Annotated in this window: 12 protein-coding genes; 3 read left to right on the plus strand and 9 right to left on the minus strand. The window is 39.0% G+C overall.

Annotated features, from left to right (window positions below):
• From BACFIN_RS14655 to hsdR, 3 genes are all read right to left on the minus strand, one after another.
• On the minus strand, positions 1-993 hold a 993-nt coding region (locus tag BACFIN_RS14655), incomplete at its 3' end, for a restriction endonuclease subunit S (RefSeq protein ID WP_007750414.1).
• A 5-nt stretch (positions 994-998) separates the two neighbouring features.
• Complete coding sequence (locus BACFIN_RS14650; protein WP_007750418.1) at positions 999-2,516, minus strand: class I SAM-dependent DNA methyltransferase; 1,518 nt, start codon at positions 2,514-2,516, stop codon at positions 999-1,001.
• Positions 2,517-2,519: 3 nt separating this feature from the next.
• A complete protein-coding gene (gene hsdR, locus BACFIN_RS14645; RefSeq protein WP_007750421.1) occupies positions 2,520-4,826 on the minus strand; it encodes an EcoAI/FtnUII family type I restriction enzme subunit R in 2,307 nt (768 codons plus the stop codon).
• A gap of 440 nt (positions 4,827-5,266) precedes the next feature.
• Here hsdR and BACFIN_RS14640 point away from each other — a divergent pair, with 440 nt between their 5' ends.
• From BACFIN_RS14640 to BACFIN_RS14630, 3 genes are all read left to right on the plus strand, one after another.
• A complete protein-coding gene (locus tag BACFIN_RS14640; protein ID WP_004302000.1) occupies positions 5,267-5,674 on the plus strand; it encodes a helix-turn-helix domain-containing protein in 408 nt (135 codons plus the stop codon).
• A gap of 35 nt (positions 5,675-5,709) precedes the next feature.
• The gene (locus BACFIN_RS14635; protein ID WP_007750424.1) at positions 5,710-6,108 is read left to right on the plus strand and encodes a helix-turn-helix domain-containing protein; all 399 of its coding nucleotides are present in this window, start codon (positions 5,710-5,712) and stop codon (positions 6,106-6,108) included.
• Between the two features lie 326 nt (positions 6,109-6,434).
• Entirely contained in the window at positions 6,435-6,869 is a 435-nt protein-coding gene (locus tag BACFIN_RS14630) for a DUF6078 family protein (protein WP_007750426.1), read from the plus strand.
• A 100-nt stretch (positions 6,870-6,969) separates the two neighbouring features.
• On the opposite strand, the gene BACFIN_RS14625 is transcribed toward BACFIN_RS14630, so the two are convergent.
• The 6 genes from BACFIN_RS14625 to BACFIN_RS14600 all read right to left on the minus strand — a co-directional run bounded on the left by BACFIN_RS14625 (position 6,970) and on the right by BACFIN_RS14600 (position 17,907).
• Positions 6,970-9,060 (minus strand): BT4734/BF3469 family protein, encoded by a 2,091-nt coding sequence (locus tag BACFIN_RS14625; RefSeq protein WP_081449072.1) that lies wholly within the window; start codon positions 9,058-9,060, stop codon positions 6,970-6,972.
• Positions 9,061-9,834: 774 nt separating this feature from the next.
• The gene (locus BACFIN_RS14620; RefSeq protein WP_007750432.1) at positions 9,835-11,610 is read right to left on the minus strand and encodes an SWIM zinc finger family protein; all 1,776 of its coding nucleotides are present in this window, start codon (positions 11,608-11,610) and stop codon (positions 9,835-9,837) included.
• 10 nt (positions 11,611-11,620) lie between these two features.
• A complete protein-coding gene (locus BACFIN_RS14615) occupies positions 11,621-12,481 on the minus strand; it encodes a DUF7281 domain-containing protein (protein WP_007750435.1) in 861 nt (286 codons plus the stop codon).
• Complete coding sequence (locus tag BACFIN_RS14610) at positions 12,478-16,146, minus strand: ATP-binding protein (RefSeq protein WP_007750437.1); 3,669 nt, start codon at positions 16,144-16,146, stop codon at positions 12,478-12,480. Before BACFIN_RS14610 ends, BACFIN_RS14615 begins: the two co-directional genes overlap by 4 nt.
• Positions 16,130-16,681, minus strand: coding sequence for a condensin complex protein MksE (locus tag BACFIN_RS14605; protein ID WP_004308256.1), 552 nt, complete (start codon positions 16,679-16,681; stop codon positions 16,130-16,132). The genes BACFIN_RS14610 and BACFIN_RS14605 overlap by 17 nt, the downstream gene beginning before the upstream one ends.
• A gap of 29 nt (positions 16,682-16,710) precedes the next feature.
• The gene (locus BACFIN_RS14600; protein ID WP_004304827.1) at positions 16,711-17,907 is read right to left on the minus strand and encodes a hypothetical protein; all 1,197 of its coding nucleotides are present in this window, start codon (positions 17,905-17,907) and stop codon (positions 16,711-16,713) included.
• Positions 17,908-18,212 lie beyond the last annotated feature (305 nt).

Raw genomic sequence — 18,212 nt, forward strand, 5'->3', positions numbered from 1 at the left:
CTCATAATACTTGTTATCGTCACCACGAAAGATAACAGAATCAGTCAAAGCAGACTTCTTCAACTTGCCTTCTTTAATGAGTTGCTGCTTTTCCAATTTTATCTGTTCAAGTAACTCTTCGCCAGTTCCTTCTTCTGCTATTTGTTGTACAAGCCGACCTTGAACAGCTTCTTGTAGGATGGATTTTTTGAGATTTCCTAGAAGCTCTACATTTAATTTATCTAATGCCTCTTGAGATTTTGCATATCGATCGATAAAAGGTAATATTTCTTGAAGTTTTTTATCTATTTCATATTGCTCGTTAGTAGGTGGAAGTGGAATTAGAAGATTTAATATATGCTCACGGCTAATTCCAGGGATAACACCTTGTGCATTAGAAATTATCGTTTGCAAATTAGCTTCAACTACAGATTTAACATATGATAGACTTATCGCATTGGAGAAATTTCTAATAATTTGAATTTGTCTAGCAATATGTATTTTATCTACATTACAGATGCACATTTTCCCAACTCCTGAACCTTTACAAACAATAAGTAAATCTCCTAATTTTCCTATTACCGTAGGAGTTTCAGTCCAACGATTTATTGCCAAATTCCCATTCACAATATTACTTGCTCCTGTAATATAGGGAATTCCTTGATTACTCGAATTATACTTTTCAGGAATAAAGTCTTGCCCTGATAGCAGTTCTATAACATTTGACAGTTTACTCCATTCCCATCCCTTTGGAATCTCAAACGGACTCTCCTCGTCAATGCACTTCACCTCCCCGGTAGCGAGAAACTTCTCATAATAGGAATTGTCATCACCTCTAAAAATAAACGACTCGTTCTTATCCTTCTTAATTTTTCCCTCCTTAACAAGGCGAGCTTTCTCTGTCCGAATCTTCTCTAACAAAACCGATGCAGGTTCATCATTAGGGTCTTGAGGTACAAGTTTTCCCTGTATAGCCCACTGAAGTATACTATTCTTTAATTGCTTACCATTCATAAGGATTAATCAAGTTTGATTTCAATACCCAGCAGCTTCTGTATTTCAGCCAATGTTTTATCTATCTCATAATCAAGAGCTGCACGCTTCTTAAAATAATTAGCAAGCAATTCTGCAGGTGGTAAGATTTCTTCCTCATCTTTAGGAAATTTACATTGATCAAAATTACAATCAAGTGAAATCAAATCTTGAACAGAAAAACAACGAGATTTCTCATTTCCATCTTGGCTTACAATCTCTTTCCTATCGTTCCACCACTCTTTTATTGGTTGACAATGCTCTAACTTCATTGGTTTTGTCTTAGAGAAGTGCTTATATCCATCAGGCATATCAAGACGATAAAACCAAGTTTCTTTTGTTGAATACCCATCAGGAGCATCTTCAACCCTTTCATTATTGAAAAAAAGAATATTTGTAGCAATACTTGTATAAGGAGAAAAAATACTTCCAGGCAAACGAATAATAGTATGTAAATTAAAATCTTTTAATAGCTTCGTTTTAATTGCAAGCTTCGCACCGTCTACACCAAACAAAAATCCATCAGGTACAATTACTGCCGCACGACCATTGGCTTTCAAACGGTACATTATCAATACCATAAATAAATCCGCAGTTTCACTACTACGCATATCTGAAGGAAAGTTATTTTTAACGCTCGCTTCAGTACTACCACCATAAGGTGGATTCATTGCAATAACATTAACCTTGTCGCATTCTTTAAAATCCCCAACCCTTGTACCCAAAGAATCACAATGAATAATATTAGGAGCTTCAATATCATGCACTAAAAGATTAGTGATTGATAAAAGATATGGCAAAGGTTTCCATTCTTGCCCTATTACGGCTGTCTGGAATAACTTAACATCATTTGTCGTTTTAACTTGCTTATACAAATGATTTAATGCAGATGTAAGAAAGCCTCCCGTTCCTGACGTAAAATCTCCAAAAGACTCTCCTAGTTGAGGATTTAGTATTTCCACCATAAAATCAGTCAGTGCACGAGGAGTATAAAACTCTCCGGCATTCCCCGCAGATTGTAAATCCTTCAAAATGCCTTCATATATATCACCGAATGTATGACGGTCTTCAACATCTGAAAAATCAATCTCATCTATGACATTAACCACTTGACGAAGCAAAATTCCATTCTTCATGTACTGGTTAAGGTCTGAAAAGATTTCTTTCACTATAGTTTTGCCTCTTGGAGTATCTTCATTTACTGGTAAGGCCTTAAGGGTAGGAAAAAGCCTTGCATTTACAAATTCCAATAAAGCGTCCCCAGTAAGTGCTTCCCCATCTGCATTATCAACTGCCCAGTTTCTCCACCTTAGCTCTTCTGGAATAATTGATTTAAATTCCTTTTTTTCACGGCGACTTTTATACTCCCACGTTTCTTCCTGTGCATCATAAACTTTTAGGAAGAATAGCCAAACCATTTGTTCAATACGCTGTGCATCACCACTAATACCTGCGTCTTGACGCATTATATTCTGTAATCGTTTTATTATATTATTAACTGCCATAAATTATGCTACATATAATTCGTTTTCTAAATCTTTAAGTGCTTTTTCAAATTTCTCCCATCCACCAAACAACTTAACTATCTTTTGAGGTTTACCGATTGTATTAAAAGGAGGGGTATCAAGTATATCCTCATTCTCAAATTCCAAAATGCCTTTATCAGCATATTTATCTAACAATGCTTCTAAAACTTGTTTAGCCACACCTTCATATCTAGATAAATAATCTCTCTTCTTTACATTATTAGCACGTTCCTTTCGCGTAAGTGGTTGCTTATCAAAAGCCACATGACATATTATATCAAAAATGTCTGCATTAAGCAAATCAGGACGCTTTTCACGAACCGCATCAAGTAAAACATTGTATTCTTTAAGTTCATCAACAATAACTTTCTTCTTATCAGCAGCAGTCCAGTTCTTTATAAACTCATCCAACGTAGCATACTTACCTCGAATATTCTTACGTGTAAAATCTGTTAAACTTTCAGTAACAAGAGTATGCCCATCAGCACCAAGATATGAAACTATTTCTGTGTTTATCTGAACATTTTTTCCATTAATGTAATATTTCTTGAGACCATATTCCCTTTGAGGTTGATCATGTGATACAGTCCGACGCGGACGATATGGAGGATACGTTTTACTCCCTCCACCTTCCAACTCTGGATCACCATCAAATTCTGGATCTTTAAACAATTGGGTCACATTCCTGAAATCAAGAATTTCAAAATGCCACTTCCCCTTATCAGTACGCAACCGAGTACCACGCCCCACAATCTGCTTAAATTCCGTCATAGAACCTATTTCTTTATCAATAACAATAAGTCCGCATGTTTTACAATCAACACCAGTAGAAAGCATCTCGGAAGTCGTAACGAGCGTTGGATATGGTTGATCTGGATCTATAAAATTATCAAGCTGTTTCTTCCCAATATTCTCATCTCCAGTGATACGCATAATATAGCGAGAATCCTTCTTGCACAAATCAGAGTTATAATTAACCAAAAGTTGCCGCATCGCCTCCGCTTCTTCTATATCTGCACAAAAGATTATAGATTTTGTCATGCGTCCTATTCTATGGAGCATTTTAGTTATGCGTCGAGCAACAATATCTCGGCGTTGCATAATAACTAACTCACGTCCAAATGTTTTCCGGTTATAAAAACCAGCTTTAATGAGATTACCTTTTATATCCAACTCATCTTCCTCGGGCGTCCATCCTTCTAAATCGATATTCAAAAAAGAGTTAGTTACTCTATACGGAGCTAAAAAACCATCTTCAATACCTTGCTTTAATGAGTATGTATACAAAGGCTCATTGAAATAGTCAAGATTATTAGCTCCTTCTTTTACTTTAGGGGTTGCAGTCATACCAATCTGAGTTGCGGAAGAAAAATACTCTAACACTTTTCGCCACTCCGATTCATCTTTAGCACTTCCACGATGACACTCATCTACAAGAATCAAATCAAAGAAAGTTGATTTGAACTCTTTAAAAGGATCGGGAATATTCTCGTCATAAGAAACTAATTGTTGATATAGAGCCATATATATTTCAAAAGAAGAGTCCATATTCTTCTTTTGAATCTTCGTCATAACTTTTTTAAAAGGCTTAAAATCTTGAGCCATAGTCTGATCTATCAAGACATTTCTATCTGCAAGATATAAGACTCGCCTTTTTAATCCAGATTTTGTCAACCGATGAATAATCTGGAAAGCTGTAAAAGTCTTTCCTGTACCTGTTGCCATTACCAATAAAATTCGATTTTGTCCACGGGCAACAGCTTCAATTGTTCTATTTATAGCTATTCGCTGATAATAACGAGGAATGTTAGTATGAGCATCCCAATAATAAGGTTCTTCAATAGCCTTTATTTCTTCCGAAGTATATTTTTTAGAATCACGTAAACGTTTTAACAGTTCATCAGGAGTTGGAAACTCATCTATATTAATATTAGTTTCCTTACCAGTAAGAAAATCATGCTCAATAAAACCGTCTCCATTAGAACTGTAAGCAAAAGGTATATCCAGAATTTTCGCATAGTCCATTGCCTGTTGCAGTCCAGCTCCCACAGCTTTATTATTATCTTTTGCCTCAACTATAGCAATAGGATTATTTGCAGAATAATGCAATAAATAGTCAACTTTCTTTCCTTGTTTCCGGGCATGAACATTCCCTTGAAATATTACTCGCCCATCAGTAAAGTAATATTCCATCTTTATGAGTTCTTTTTGCCATCCTGCCTTTTCAACAATAGCTGGAGTTATAAAACGTAATTTTATATCTTCCTCTGTTAATGACTTCTTATCCATATACCTAACACTTAACTTCTTATAATTGTGTATTATCGGAAGTTGCAAATCTAATTAAAATAATTAACAAGAAGAAATTATTTACTCGTTTTTGTAGAAATAATGTAATTACATAGTTTTACCAGGGGTAACACATATATTTCACAAACGATACCTAAATTAAATAATCATCCTTCTGCAATGTTTAAGAAGATATTTTCCTCACAAAAAATCAGATGACTAAAAGTTACTTTCCGTACAATTCAAAGAATAAAACTAGAGATAAAATTCAGTACCATGTTTAATATATTGTTTACCCAAACTAACAATAAATTTCATCAAATAAAATAACCAAAACTACAGAAACAAAAACATACACTAAAAAATAAAGCACACTTTCATTTGAATTAAACTGTTTCTTGTTATCTTTGCCTAGACGTATTCATTTAAAGAACAATAATATGGATGTTGAAATAAAAGAGAAAGAAAACCGGAGACATGTCGGACGCAATTTACAAAGGATTCGTGTATATTTAGGCATGAAACAGGAAGCGCTGGCTGCCGATCTTGGTGTAAATCAGCAGGTCATTTCAAAGATTGAGAAACAAGAGGAAATAGAAGAAGGCTTTCTAAAAAGAATTGCTGAAGTATTGGGAATATCCGAAGAAGTCATTAAAGACTTTGATGTTGAAAAGACGATTTTCAATATTAATCATCATAATTATAAGGATGCAAATATCTCTGAAGGTGCTACTACATACGCCATCGTTCAACAAATAAATCCACTTGAAAAAATAGTTGAGTTATATGAGCGTTTGTTGAAAAGTGAGCAAGATAAAATTGAGATCCTGAAAAAATATATGAAATAATCACTACTAGATTCAGCAATCTAATATATAGAAGAATGGAAACAATAGAAAATATAAAATCAAATCACCTTCACCTTGGAAAAAAGATAGAACGTGTACGCAGACTTCGCGGTATGACTCAAACGGAGCTAGGCGAATTGTTAGGAATAACCAAGCAAGCTGTTTCAAAAATGGAACAAACCGAGAAAATTGATGATGAACGATTAGAAAAAATCGCCTCTGCATTAGGAGTTACTACCGACGGATTGAAAGAGTATAACGAAGAAACGGTTTTATATAACACAAATAATTTTTACGAGAATTGCGGTGTAAAAAATGCAATTGGTAATAACCAAACATTCAATAATTTTCCCATAGAACAAACGATTGAACTCTTTGAGAAACTGTTAGAGAAACAGAAAGAACAATTTGAGAGCTTAAAAAAAGAGAAATAGATGACCTTTATAAAATACTCAACTTCGTTTATAACAATTATTTCCCTAAGGGAGTTGTAGATGAATTGATTTCCTCAAAGAACAAAGAAATTGATTGGCTAAAAATAGAGATAAAGAACCTTAAACAAGAAAGAGAAACCTTGCTGCAAATAATTAGGGATATGTATTGAGTATCCCTAATTACCAAATGTTGATAAGAAATCCCTATTACATACAAATAAAACAATCCCAACGCTTCCCATTCCCAAAATAAAGTCCTACTTTTGTGAAGAATTCTGTTTGCTATATTTACAACAGTATTTCACAAATAAAATAAGCCCAACAAGATGAAAGAAGAACCCGACAGTCTGTCTGTCCCTTACAATTTTGCCCGTTGCTTCAACGCTCAATGTCCACAAGCCCCCAAATGCCTGCGCCACATAGCTACACAACTTGATACAGCCGACAACCTATATATCACTATCATTAATCCGGCACGTTATCCTGCGGATGGGAATCAGTGCGAATGTTTCAAGACTGCTGTCAAAGTTCATGTGGCATGGGGACTAAAACGGTTGCTTGACAGAATCCCTTATGAAGATGCGGTCAGTATCAGAATACAAATGGTCGGACACTATGGAAAAACGGGATATTATCGGTTCTATCGTGGAGAACGGGGGCTTATGCCTAAAGACCAAGCCTACATCAGACAATTATTCCGTAATAAAGGGATAAAAGAAGAACCAACTTACCAACGCTACACAGAAGAATATATTTGGTAAGTTGCTGTCATCTGTCACAGTTTAGGAGTTAATAGTTTAGTAATAAACCGATAAGCCCGTGACAGCAAGAGGTGACAGCAGGGTGATGGCATTTTTGCCGTCACCTGGTTATTAGTCTTACAACATGATAAAGCGTACCGCTACGCGTATGTTTGGAAGGTATTTCTTGCTTTTTCAGTATTCTTCCGAAGGAATTAACCCTCTTGACAGACATCGGGATTGAACTGCCTTTTTGAATATCCTCCATAATCTCCGCTGGAGACAACCACTCCCCTTCTTCAGGCTGTGCGGCACGAAAATAACGGAAGAAAAGTTGCTCTTCCGGCGGGACTTGTTCAAATTCACGGTTGTTTTCCATCATGATCTTTTCTTCCTCCTGATCGAACCAGTAACGTTCGCCATGTTCCAGTTCATACATAGCTTGTGCGTAAAGCTGCTCATAGTCTATCGGACGGTTGGTATCAATCACTCCGGTCACTTCGATGCAAATAAAACGACGGCTGCCGGAAGGGTCGGTCAACAAGTCTTTCTGATTACTTGTGGCTATGAATGAGGCGTAACGACGCATTTCAAGCACGGCACTGCCATGAGGTTTCTTCACATTCAATACTGGCTTTTGCAGAATATGTTTCAGAAAGCCTTGTTGTGTCGAACTCACCTGGTCAAATTCATCGATATTGATAAGCGCAAAACGATTGAGGTAAAGTTCAGCATCTTTCTTTCGGGAAAAATCAATACTGTCGGTATAGTAGGAACGCTCGGAAGGAGGCATTATGCTCCGGCAAAAGGTGGATTTACGTGTTCCTTGCGGTCCGACGAGTAAGGGCGAAACACTGTTTGCATACTTTTTATTGCTTCCTTTCCAATGAGAAACCATATTGAGGAACCAACGGTGGAACAAATCCATCCAATACGGATTCTTACAAGGGACGGTGGCTGCCAATGCACGAATACGGTCTTTACCGTCCCATGCGGGAAGCCGGTAGAGAAAATCTTCCAACGGGTTGAATACAGGCACGCGATTGGAGTAAATATAACGGCTAATATCCCTGTCCCACAAGGGGATGCCTTCCATTTGTGCATCCAAAGCAATGCTGTTCAACGCACGTTTGTCGAGAGGATTGAAGCGGAAACGGAAAGAAAGCCTTTCACGATATTCTACCTCGCCAATTTGGGTGTTATGGCGGAATTCATAGCGGCGTTTCATGAATTCTTCAGTCTGCAAGGCGAGTTGCTGCTCTTTGCTTAGGCTGATATTCTTGCCGAAGCCTTTGCACTCGGTATATATATTGCCAATCATTTGCCGGATAAGCTCTTCTTGTTTATACATATAGAAGTGGAAAACGGTACGTTTCACGACTTCTTCTTGCGGAAGTCCCGAAGCAAAACAGTTTTTAGCCAGTTGGACAACTAAAGGATGCCATGTGTCTTCGCTCAATTCGAGCCCCGCTTCCCTAAGATCGGCATAAGCTTTCCGAAAAGCGGCTTCGAAAAGCATCAGGAAGGCATTTTCCGCATCATATCCCGGTACGGCACGAGTCAATGGAGATTTCTCCGCCTGAACCGCTTCACGGAAAGTGGTTTCTTCGGGCATGGATGACGGTTGAGAGAGATAAAATTGAACAGAATTCGGACGATATATGATGTCCGGATCGTGGGATAATCGCGAATATTGTTCCAGAGTCGGTTCTTTGGGAAGTATATCGAATGGGATTTGGGGCTGATAACATTTCACAGCCAGTCGATAAGCATGGGCGTGGAATAGTTCCGCTTCTTCCCGTGTTTTGGGAAGCGAGTTGTCCGGTCGGGTGAAGGTAGTCCATATTTTCACCGTTTTACCACTTGAACCCATAAAAACACAACGGGTTTGTGGCTGCTCACAGGCTTTTTGTTTCACTAAAGCGATTTCCGACTTATTGGACAAGGGACCGATGGTCAGTTCTACAATACCGTTGTAGTTTTTCATCTGTTTCTGACCGTTTACCTTACGGAATTCAGCGGCAGGAATTATCTTGGGCAGTTTATCGGCAAACATACACCGTTCATCGGAAAGAACATATCGCAGATGCTCTCTGAATGTAGAAACAGGACGGGATTTTATTTCTGTCTTTATCTTATTTACCAGTATATCAAGATCCATTACGCTGAGCGCTATCGTATCTTCATTCTTACGAAATTGAGTAATTTTCATTAATTTGATAATAAATTGTTTTGTCAGCGCCTTTGTGATCGTTGAGACTGCTAAATTACTCATATTATTCGGGACCGACAAGAAAAACAAGATTTTAATATAGAAAATTATTGATATATCAAGTGCCTATTTAGCCGAAAGAAACGGGATCGTTATCACTCAATTACGGTTCAAGTTATTTTTCTCTGCTTGAAACTAAAGTTTCAGCTAGGAGAAACTCTAGTTTTATCGGCAAGAAACCAATAGTTTCAAGTAATTGGAACTAGAGTTTCAAGCGTATGAAACTAAAGTTTCAAACCGCAGAACCAACAGTTTCACGCCTTGAAACCGTTAGTTTAAAGGCAGGGCACAACTCATAAGTACGGGGATAATAAATTGAACGACTTATCTTTCTATAGCTGATACTATCAAATTCCAAACAGTATCTTTGATTTTTTCTTTGTTTTTTGGGGTGACAGCATTATTGCTATCACACTGCTGTCACCTTGTGCTGTCACGCTACTAAGTTCTTATACTCTGCAAGTTAGATTATAATCTGTGACAGATGACAGATATATTTTGTTTTTTATTTCATAAGGGGGCTAGTCTTATTTCACAGGGGACAATTATTCCGTCATCGTATCATATTCCACAATCTTCTCCTTACATAGACTTTCAGTAATATCTTTCAGAATATCTACGCATCCGTATTTTGAGATTTGATAACCTTACAAAGGTACGAACGTTGCCATCTCCAAACAACAGAGATACAGAAAAGCTTATAATAAAGTATTTTTAAAACCTCGCCAATACTTCCATCATTGCCGGACGACGTTTATATTTTATCCGGAACTCTGCAACCAACCTTTTCACTGCTGCCTGTCCCCCATTAAGTTTCTTTGCACACAACAACGCTTGTACTATATATTCATAATGAGTCCGTCCCATATTCTGTTCTGCGTAATCATTCAACAAAGAAGTATATATAGCAATCAATTGCTCCGAATGAGTGTCTTTCAGATAATAAGAATACTTCATCAATGCTTCCAGCTGATTATACCTGATTGACGACAACAATTTGAACAAACGCTCATTATCCCTTTCTTTCACATAAATTTCAGCCTCATCATTCGCGCCAAAAGAAAAATATTCATTAAAATGAGTCTCTTCCATCATTGCATCCAGAAAGCTCTTCCATTCTTCTTTCGGAACAAGAGTTTTAAGTTTGCTATAATATTCTAACTTATCTCTGCCTGACACAAACAATAAACGACATGTATCGATGACGTCGGAAGTTTGATGAGTCATCTCATAAATCATCAATTTAGTTTTCAACCATTCATCTATGGTTCCGATATGTTTTTCTTTTTCCGCAATCTCTATTCCCTCATTCAGTAAACGGATAGCTTCATCATACCGGCAACGGGCAATCAATTTATCTACTTCCATTCTTCGAATTTCTGTTAAATAAAGGTATTGACGAATCGTATCAGCCGCTTTTTGCTCTTCATGCAGTTCGGTTAACAGATTGACTTTCCGAAGAACGATTTGATATAAGTCGTAAGCATCTTTTCTTTCTTCCAGGAGTTTGTCAATCAATTCCAATGCTTTTTCTGCCGGTTGAATGGAAAGATTTATTTGCATCAGCAATTCGTCTATATCATAAAGGTCATAATCACGATAAATAGATATTTTAGCAATCTGCCCCAGTTCCTGAAGAATTTCTGTCTTTTGCTTTTGAGTAGTCTTAGGATGCTCGATTACTTTTACCAACAAATCTCCTGCCTGTTCACAATAATCAGAAGGGCAGAGATCATCATTATACAAAAGTTCATCATCATAATTTTCACCGATTGAACGAAGCGTTTGAAGAGCTATAGCGACAGTGCTTTCTATGTTTCCCAATTTCAGAAAGAAATCCGCTTTCTCCAAGAAAATATCCATCTGATTGAAAACAGCTTCCCAATCACACTCAAAATCATCGTAGCGATTGCGATAACGAGACTTTTTACTATAATTGGAACTATCAAACACTTTTTGAATCTCTGCTTTATAATTCTTTTCCCTTGACGTTACAGACAACTCTTTAGCTATAAAACGATTCAAAAGGGCTGTTTTAAACTCTGGATGCATAGAGGCATATTCATATATAAATTGTGAAAGTTCGTGTGGTTTAACGAATGACAATAATTGTTCTATGTCCACATAGGGCTGACAAGCCTTGACCGCTTCTTTCGTCTCCTCTAAAACAACGGCTTCCTCTACCTCTACTTTCATCTTGGAAAAGGCACTGCGACTCACCTTTCCCTCATTATCACGAATTGCCAGTAACGTTGCTACTACATGTTTACAAATCTCCCCATCATAAGGACAATCACAGTACCAAGACTTTATTTCTTTTCCGTCCATAGATATCTCTACGTTATAATTTTCCGTACCCTCTACTGTCGCAGTCCATTCACCGGGCGAATCTTCTTCCAATTCAGAAACAGCCCCTGTTTCATAATACTCTTCTCCGCGCACTAATATTCTATAGGGTACACAGCTCTCAAAATTATCTAATGCAATCATAATGAATATTTTACTCTTTTATATAACCTTCTTGTTCATACCCTCTTCTGTATTTATGAATCATTGCCACCAATGGTCTTAAACGTTCGTCAGAAACCAACATAGCCCTATAACGCAAATACTGATTATCATAAAGCTGCCGGTTTCCGTCCTTGAGGCGTTTCTTCACATCCGCAGGAATGAAAAATTCCGCACGATTGCCCAATTTTACATAGAATTCATTTAAAAAGATAGAAATGCCAGCCAAATCTATGTCTCCGAAATGAATATAGCGATTGGGGATTATCTTTAGCCAGTTACACAAATCCTTCGATTGCGGATAACGGGACACGAAAAGAACTTTCATTCCTTCAAACAAGTACTTTTGGGCACGGATATGCTGGAAATTCTCTCCATTCTCTATACCCACTACTACGACATCTTCAGGAATACGGAAATATTCGTAATCCTGCATGAAAATAGAAGTGCCTTGCAAGGGAGAAAGAACACATGGTTCGCCATGAAAAGTAGCTTCTATAGGCGTATAACAATTGAGGAGAAAACCTTTGAACGTACGGGTATATCTCAGTTTAGAGTCCCCCGCCTTCGCCACTTGCTCCGAACGCGACACTTCATCCGGACAGTTCTTCATCTCAATCCAATCTTCCAGCTCCATGCCGGAAGTATAATTCTGGGAGATGTAGATACGGCATCCTTCCGGGTCAATCATACGAAAACTACGCTTACTCCCTCGGGGAACAATAGTGATGATTCCCTCATCCATTAATCTATTTGCTATCAGTCCATCAAACTTTGTGTAAGGTATGAGCTCGCCGCCCAGCATTTTCAGAACCAGCCTCGCCATCGCCAATGTAAATAAACTGCCACTCATTTTTCTATCTTATTATAGGTTAACAATGGGACAACCTGGGTATTTGACCGCCCGTCTTTACTCAATAAATAGGTATAACGATAATCTTCCACATTGTAAGTAGTGGGAGAACTATTTACCAACAATATATTCCGGCAATTGGCAAAGTCCAAAATACCTTTCACATTGTTGGGGTGTAACTTGCCTATTTCATCCATCATACAATGGATTTTAAAGTCACCAAACTTACGTGACGCCTTTTCTTTGAATACATTAATCAGCATGATATTGACCATTGCTTTTACCAGAATATCTGTACCGTCGGAACCTACATTGGCAATCTTCTCCACCCATCCCGTGTCATTATCATTCTCTTTCACGCGAAACTCCAGTTTGAATGTATCGGCAAGCGCCAACCGTCTGCGTCCCGGCTCGTCAAGCAGGAATTTCATAAACGACAACAAATGCCGGACAGCCATCGCATTGACATCTTCACGGGAATCCTGCGAGAACAAGTCAACCTTTCCCATATTATATTGGTTCTCATCACTAAACCGTTTAATCTCCAGCAATAACTGCATCAGTTTATCGCTGCTCTGAAGCGGGCGAAGAGCTATTTCCTTTATTACTCCGGCAAAATTCCGCTTGACAAAATCGTCGTTGATATCCTTTATTGTTCTGTGTATCTCGCTTTCATTACGGGTCAGTCCTCCCACTTCCTGCGAAATCCGGCGGATTATATCCGTATACCGTTCACTGATATGTTTCTGATAATCGGAAATCTTATCATTATCTACAAACTCGCACAGATTGGAAGCGAAATCATAGTAATCCTGTTCTCCAACCAGTTCCGTACGGAAATGAAACGTGTTTTTTGACGAGAAGTTTCCATTGAACTGCGTCACCGCTTTCTTGAATTCTTCTGTTTTTCTGATGGTGGATACGATGAGAGACTTCAATTCTTCCACTATAACATCGCAACTTTTCCGGGTAGGCTTCTCTCCTATTTCCGTCACAGAAGGCGGACAGAAAGTTTCATCTTTCCGGAACATATCCACTTTTTTCAATCCGTCCTCCAATAAGTGCAATTCTTTGCCAATCCGCTCGAGATGCTCGTCCGCCCCTTTTTTCTGGACCTGCAACTTCTCCTTTTTCAGATCGAAACGTTCGTCCAATGCAACTAGCTTCGCATCCTGTTCTTTCTTCCGGCTTCGCGTAGCAGGTTCTTTATCAAACAGTTCCTCCTTGTCTCTTTCATAAAAAAGAACTTGCGGGCGGGATTTACCTATATAATCTAATTCTTTATTTATTTCGGCAAGCCTGTCATCATACTTGCGGATAGTGACCGTATCAGCACCCTTTCCATTCAATTCATTCTCCTGCACCTGCTTCAATTCCTTTTTCCGCTCCGCAGTTTGCTGTTTCATCCGCTCTATCTCTTGCTGAATGCCGGCAACAAACTCCTCCAGTTCCTTCCGGAGTTCCGTCCTGCTATCATTATACACTTTCCGGCAAGCTTTCAACAGTTTTTCCCGTTCCGCCAAATGCTTCTCCTTCTCGCCTTCCGCCACATAAAGACGATGACCGATATCATTCAGTTGCGCCTGTAATTCTTCGGTACATCCTCTTTTCCATTCCTCCTCTTTCGTCTTCCATGAGGCGTAATCAGCCTGCAAATTCTTCAATTTTGCAGGAATCTGCATTCGCTCAGCTTCCATCAGATGTTGTTCTTCCAAAATACTATGTATTTGCTTCGAATACTTCTTCTCCAAAGAAGAAACAGCTTCCCCCTCTTCTTCCGTCAGTCGGGTGAGACGGTCGGTACAGAGTTGCCGGGCTGCTTGTTGCCTGTCGCGCTCCTGCTTCATTTCCTCGGGAGTGCGGACAGAACGCTCGATTGCTGTCAGATTGAGTGAAACACCGAACAAAGTAGCTTCCTTATTCACTAATTGAGGTTGTAGTTCATTGTTGTACAACACCAGTTCCTCATCCGCCACCTTGCCTATCGTCTCCTGCCAATCCGGTTTGTTCTTCTCCAGCCATTCACACAAAGAACCTTTTCGTTTCTCAATCAAGGCATCCAATGTTTGCAACTGTTCTTCAATCGCGCTCCGTTCTTTACGAACGGTCTCCATCTTTGCCTGAAATTCCCATTTCAATTTTTCCACTTTCCATTCACACTCCTGCCTCAACTGCTTTATTTCTCCTTGTTGCTGACGGATGCTATGTTCCAGTTCCTTGTCCTTTTTGCGCAGTTCGTTGATGCCGTCTTCACAATCGGACATTTCCTTTTGATGGGGATGTTCGTATTTCACCTTTTGAAGTTTCAGGTTACACTGTGCCTGTTCATCGCGCAACTGCCGGATACGATTATCCACAGTCTGCACTTTCTCTTCTTGCGTTGCCCTTACTTTCTCTTCTTCCACACGAAGTTGTTGCATCAATTCCTCCTGCTTGCCGGCAATCTCCGCATTCCGAGCATTTATCCGTGCTTGCTGGCTATTCTCAAAAGTACGGAAATCAGCTTCCAGTTTCTCAAACAACAATCGGTACTTACTCAATACATCCTCATAAGCTCTTGTCAGTTCCGATTTCATATTCCGGACTTGCTCCAGTTCCTGAATCAGTAATTCTTCGCAAGATACCCGTTTGATGATTTCTTCAATCTGCATCTGCTCGTAATGCAGACGTTTCTCACGTATCTTTTTGAGCAAATCGTTTATTATACCTATATCCCTAATCAAACCATCACGCTCATTGGTGTACTTTTGTTGCAGTTCACCCATAAGCCGCAGCAACCGTTCACGTTCCGTCTCCGCTTTAGCCTGTTCTTCCTTCACTAACGGAATCTCATGCAAAGCCTGTTTCTCCGCAAAGTTAAGCTCCGCACGCCCTTCACCAATCTGCTTTTGAGTATAAATCAAGTCACGATAGGCGTTCATTACTTTCTCCGCCATCTTCCGGACAGGCACTTCTCCATTCTTGTTCTTTGTAAACCAAAGCATCACGTCCCTGTATTCCTGCTCGAATTCCTTTATCTGGCTACGATAGAAGTCCAAATCGACAGAGATATCCTCATCACTCATCGAACGGATAATGGTATCTTTTATAAAATCAGCATCCAGTTTGGAATTTAAAAAGACGTTCTGTATCGTACGGGGAATATTCTGATATTTTGCACTTTCCACAATGGCAAACTTGCGGTAGGGTATCATTTCATGCTTGCGGTTATTACCGAAAATAATGTCCCGATACATTTCATAGCTAGTCACTTGTGCAGTAATCTGAATCTTCGAACCGATATGTTCGCGGATGCGTCCCCACTCGGAATGTACCACATTGTGTTCGTCAATGAACCAGTCCTGTTGGAATGGCGCATCAATAAAACGGAAAAACACCCGTCCCTGGGATTTGGCAGCTACCACACAATACGCCCCATTCTCCCGCATCACCTCATAGATAATGTAAGAATTGGCGTATGGAAAGTAAAAAGCATCGAAGCTTTTCTTCTCCTTCGGAATACCCAGTCTTAGTTTGTCAGCATTATAAAAGAATAGGATGGCACGGAGCAGCGTACTCTTACCGACACCTTGCGTACCTATAAAATGTACATTCCCATCCAACTTCACTTCCGCATACGGAATATGGGCACTGTTCAGAAAAATAATCTTATTCAGGTATCTCATCTTGCACCTCCTCTGAAATTGTGATACAATCAACCAAGTCCTCCATATAATGGAAAGCCGACAATACTTTATACGTCCCGTCAAGTTCGTTTTCTTTCTCTATCAGTCCTATACTCTCCAGTTCTTTCAGCAGTTTGCCGACTACTTCATCATATTTCTTCTTATCCGAAAACAGTTTGGTTGCCTTTTCTTTCAGTTCGATATCGCATCCTATCTGAATCTCAATATCAGCAGCACGAAACAGAAAGCCCGGGCCGAATGCCGAATGATAGGTTTTCAGGAAACTCAGGTAATCAATCCACTTCTGAATTGCTTCCAGTTTACGTTCTAAGTCGACTTTCGATTCCTTGCGAGTAAAGTAGTAATAACCGTCACCACCTTCCAGATAAAAACCGATGCCTTTGTAGTAATCATAATAATCGGGCAAATCTTCCTCAATGGCATCATACAAGCGTTTCACTTGGGTAGAGACACTATTGGAAGAAATGAATCCCCCTTTGCTAAGTATATTAAATATCTCTTCAGTATATTTCATGGTCATCTGTTTTTAGTATTCAGCATATATTATTTGGCATATATTAAAGGGTATTCCACTTCGTCGGAAATTTCATAAGTATCCGTAAAGCGAAGTTCGTCGGCATACTGTGACGCCAGTTGGCAGAAAAAGATTAATTTCTCTCCACGTGTCACCTCTTTCCGGTAGCGATAGTTCATCACAAAAGAGAACAGATGGGTGCTGGACGCCATAAATGAATTATGCACTTCCTGCAAGTTTACGGTATCTATCATTTGCGACTGCCCATCCAGATATCCTTCCGGAATGGCATCTGCCAGTTGTTTCATTCCTTTCGGAGAATTTTTCTGCCGCGCGACAAGTTTCTTCAAAATCTGAAAAGCCTCATCGGAAGTCCGTAGATTATCAATGGAAAGCTTGATGCGATAACCGACCTGCGGCTCCATCCAGACAGGATTTTTTTGTGCGACAACAGAACGGATACTTGTATGTTCTTCCAACAAGAACTGGTCTTTCAAGTACTTCAACTTCTTTACTTTCTCAAAGATACGGTTCTGATAGTCAATGAGATTCAGGTAATGGATGATTTGTTTCTGGATTTCAATCAGGTTATGGTACGAGTCATTTAGCTGAAGTTTCACATCACTAACTACATTCCGCATTTGTACGTCCATCGCCACCCGGAAGAAAACAGGCTGTCCGTAGTCTATCAATTCCTCACTTTTACGGATCAGCAGAGCAATATTATTCCGTTTCTCATCAAGCCGGACGAGTTTGGTTTTCTTTATCTTATAATTCGGTTCGTTCTTATAAGTATTATCCATGTTCCTTTTCAAGTCCATCACATTGCGGACTGTAGTCAGAGCAATGTTTTTCAGGCAGCGTTTCACTTCACGCTGGTAGTTGTATTTACGTTGCTCGTTATTCTCTTTCAAGTAATAGTCAATGTTTTCATTCAGTCGCATCAGGTAATCCTGCACGAAAGATACATTGATTTCTTCATTTACTTCGAGCACATCTTCAAAGAATTTCAGATAGATATCTTCCATTTCCAGAAAGTCACCAGTATCCCGGATAACCCCATAGTCAATCAGATAGCGGATACGCTCTTCTTTGTACTCCGTCATTTCAAGCGCATAATCGTAACGGAACGAAAGAGATTTCCGTTTAGCAAACATTTCTTTCAAGAGTTCTTTCTCCCGGTCCAGACTTTTGACAAGTTCTTCTATAGAACGAAAAGTGCTCATATTAGTTTTGTCTTTTAATAATGTTTACTGCTTCAATAGACTACCTCAACCTATTCACTTACAAAAGTAAAAAAATCTATCGTGTCATTACTATTATTGAATAAGAATTTGTCTCTAAGTTTAGTATTCATATCTTTGTGCTTTCAACAAGAAACCTGTTTAACCTAAAATCCGCAAGCAATCTCAATGGCAATCTCAATTGCAGTAAAGAGCTTGAACACTATGCATCATGATAGTATGAGCGTGAATTTTGTCCGATTTGTGCATACCTTCCCCTTACCCCACAATGCGACTTGAGGCAATAC

The organism is Bacteroides finegoldii DSM 17565, from assembly GCF_000156195.1.
GTDB classification, from domain to species: domain Bacteria; phylum Bacteroidota; class Bacteroidia; order Bacteroidales; family Bacteroidaceae; genus Bacteroides; species Bacteroides finegoldii.

Coding starts and splice junctions, on each gene's coding strand:
- BACFIN_RS14615 (WP_007750435.1), bottom strand. CDS start 12,481: ATGAGTGGCAGTTTATTTACATTGGCGATGGCGAGGCTGGTTCTGAAA.
- BACFIN_RS14625 (WP_081449072.1), bottom strand. CDS start 9,060: ATGAAAATTACTCAATTTCGTAAGAATGAAGATACGATAGCGCTCAGC.
- hsdR (WP_007750421.1), bottom strand. CDS start 4,826: ATGGATAAGAAGTCATTAACAGAGGAAGATATAAAATTACGTTTTATA.
- BACFIN_RS14605 (WP_004308256.1), bottom strand. CDS start 16,681: ATGAAATATACTGAAGAGATATTTAATATACTTAGCAAAGGGGGATTC.
- BACFIN_RS14600 (WP_004304827.1), bottom strand. CDS start 17,907: ATGAGCACTTTTCGTTCTATAGAAGAACTTGTCAAAAGTCTGGACCGG.
- BACFIN_RS14620 (WP_007750432.1), bottom strand. CDS start 11,610: ATGATTGCATTAGATAATTTTGAGAGCTGTGTACCCTATAGAATATTA.
- BACFIN_RS14640 (WP_004302000.1), top strand. CDS start 5,267: ATGGATGTTGAAATAAAAGAGAAAGAAAACCGGAGACATGTCGGACGC.
- BACFIN_RS14650 (WP_007750418.1), bottom strand. CDS start 2,516: ATGGCAGTTAATAATATAATAAAACGATTACAGAATATAATGCGTCAA.
- BACFIN_RS14635 (WP_007750424.1), top strand. CDS start 5,710: ATGGAAACAATAGAAAATATAAAATCAAATCACCTTCACCTTGGAAAA.
- BACFIN_RS14610 (WP_007750437.1), bottom strand. CDS start 16,146: ATGAGATACCTGAATAAGATTATTTTTCTGAACAGTGCCCATATTCCG.
- BACFIN_RS14630 (WP_007750426.1), top strand. CDS start 6,435: ATGAAAGAAGAACCCGACAGTCTGTCTGTCCCTTACAATTTTGCCCGT.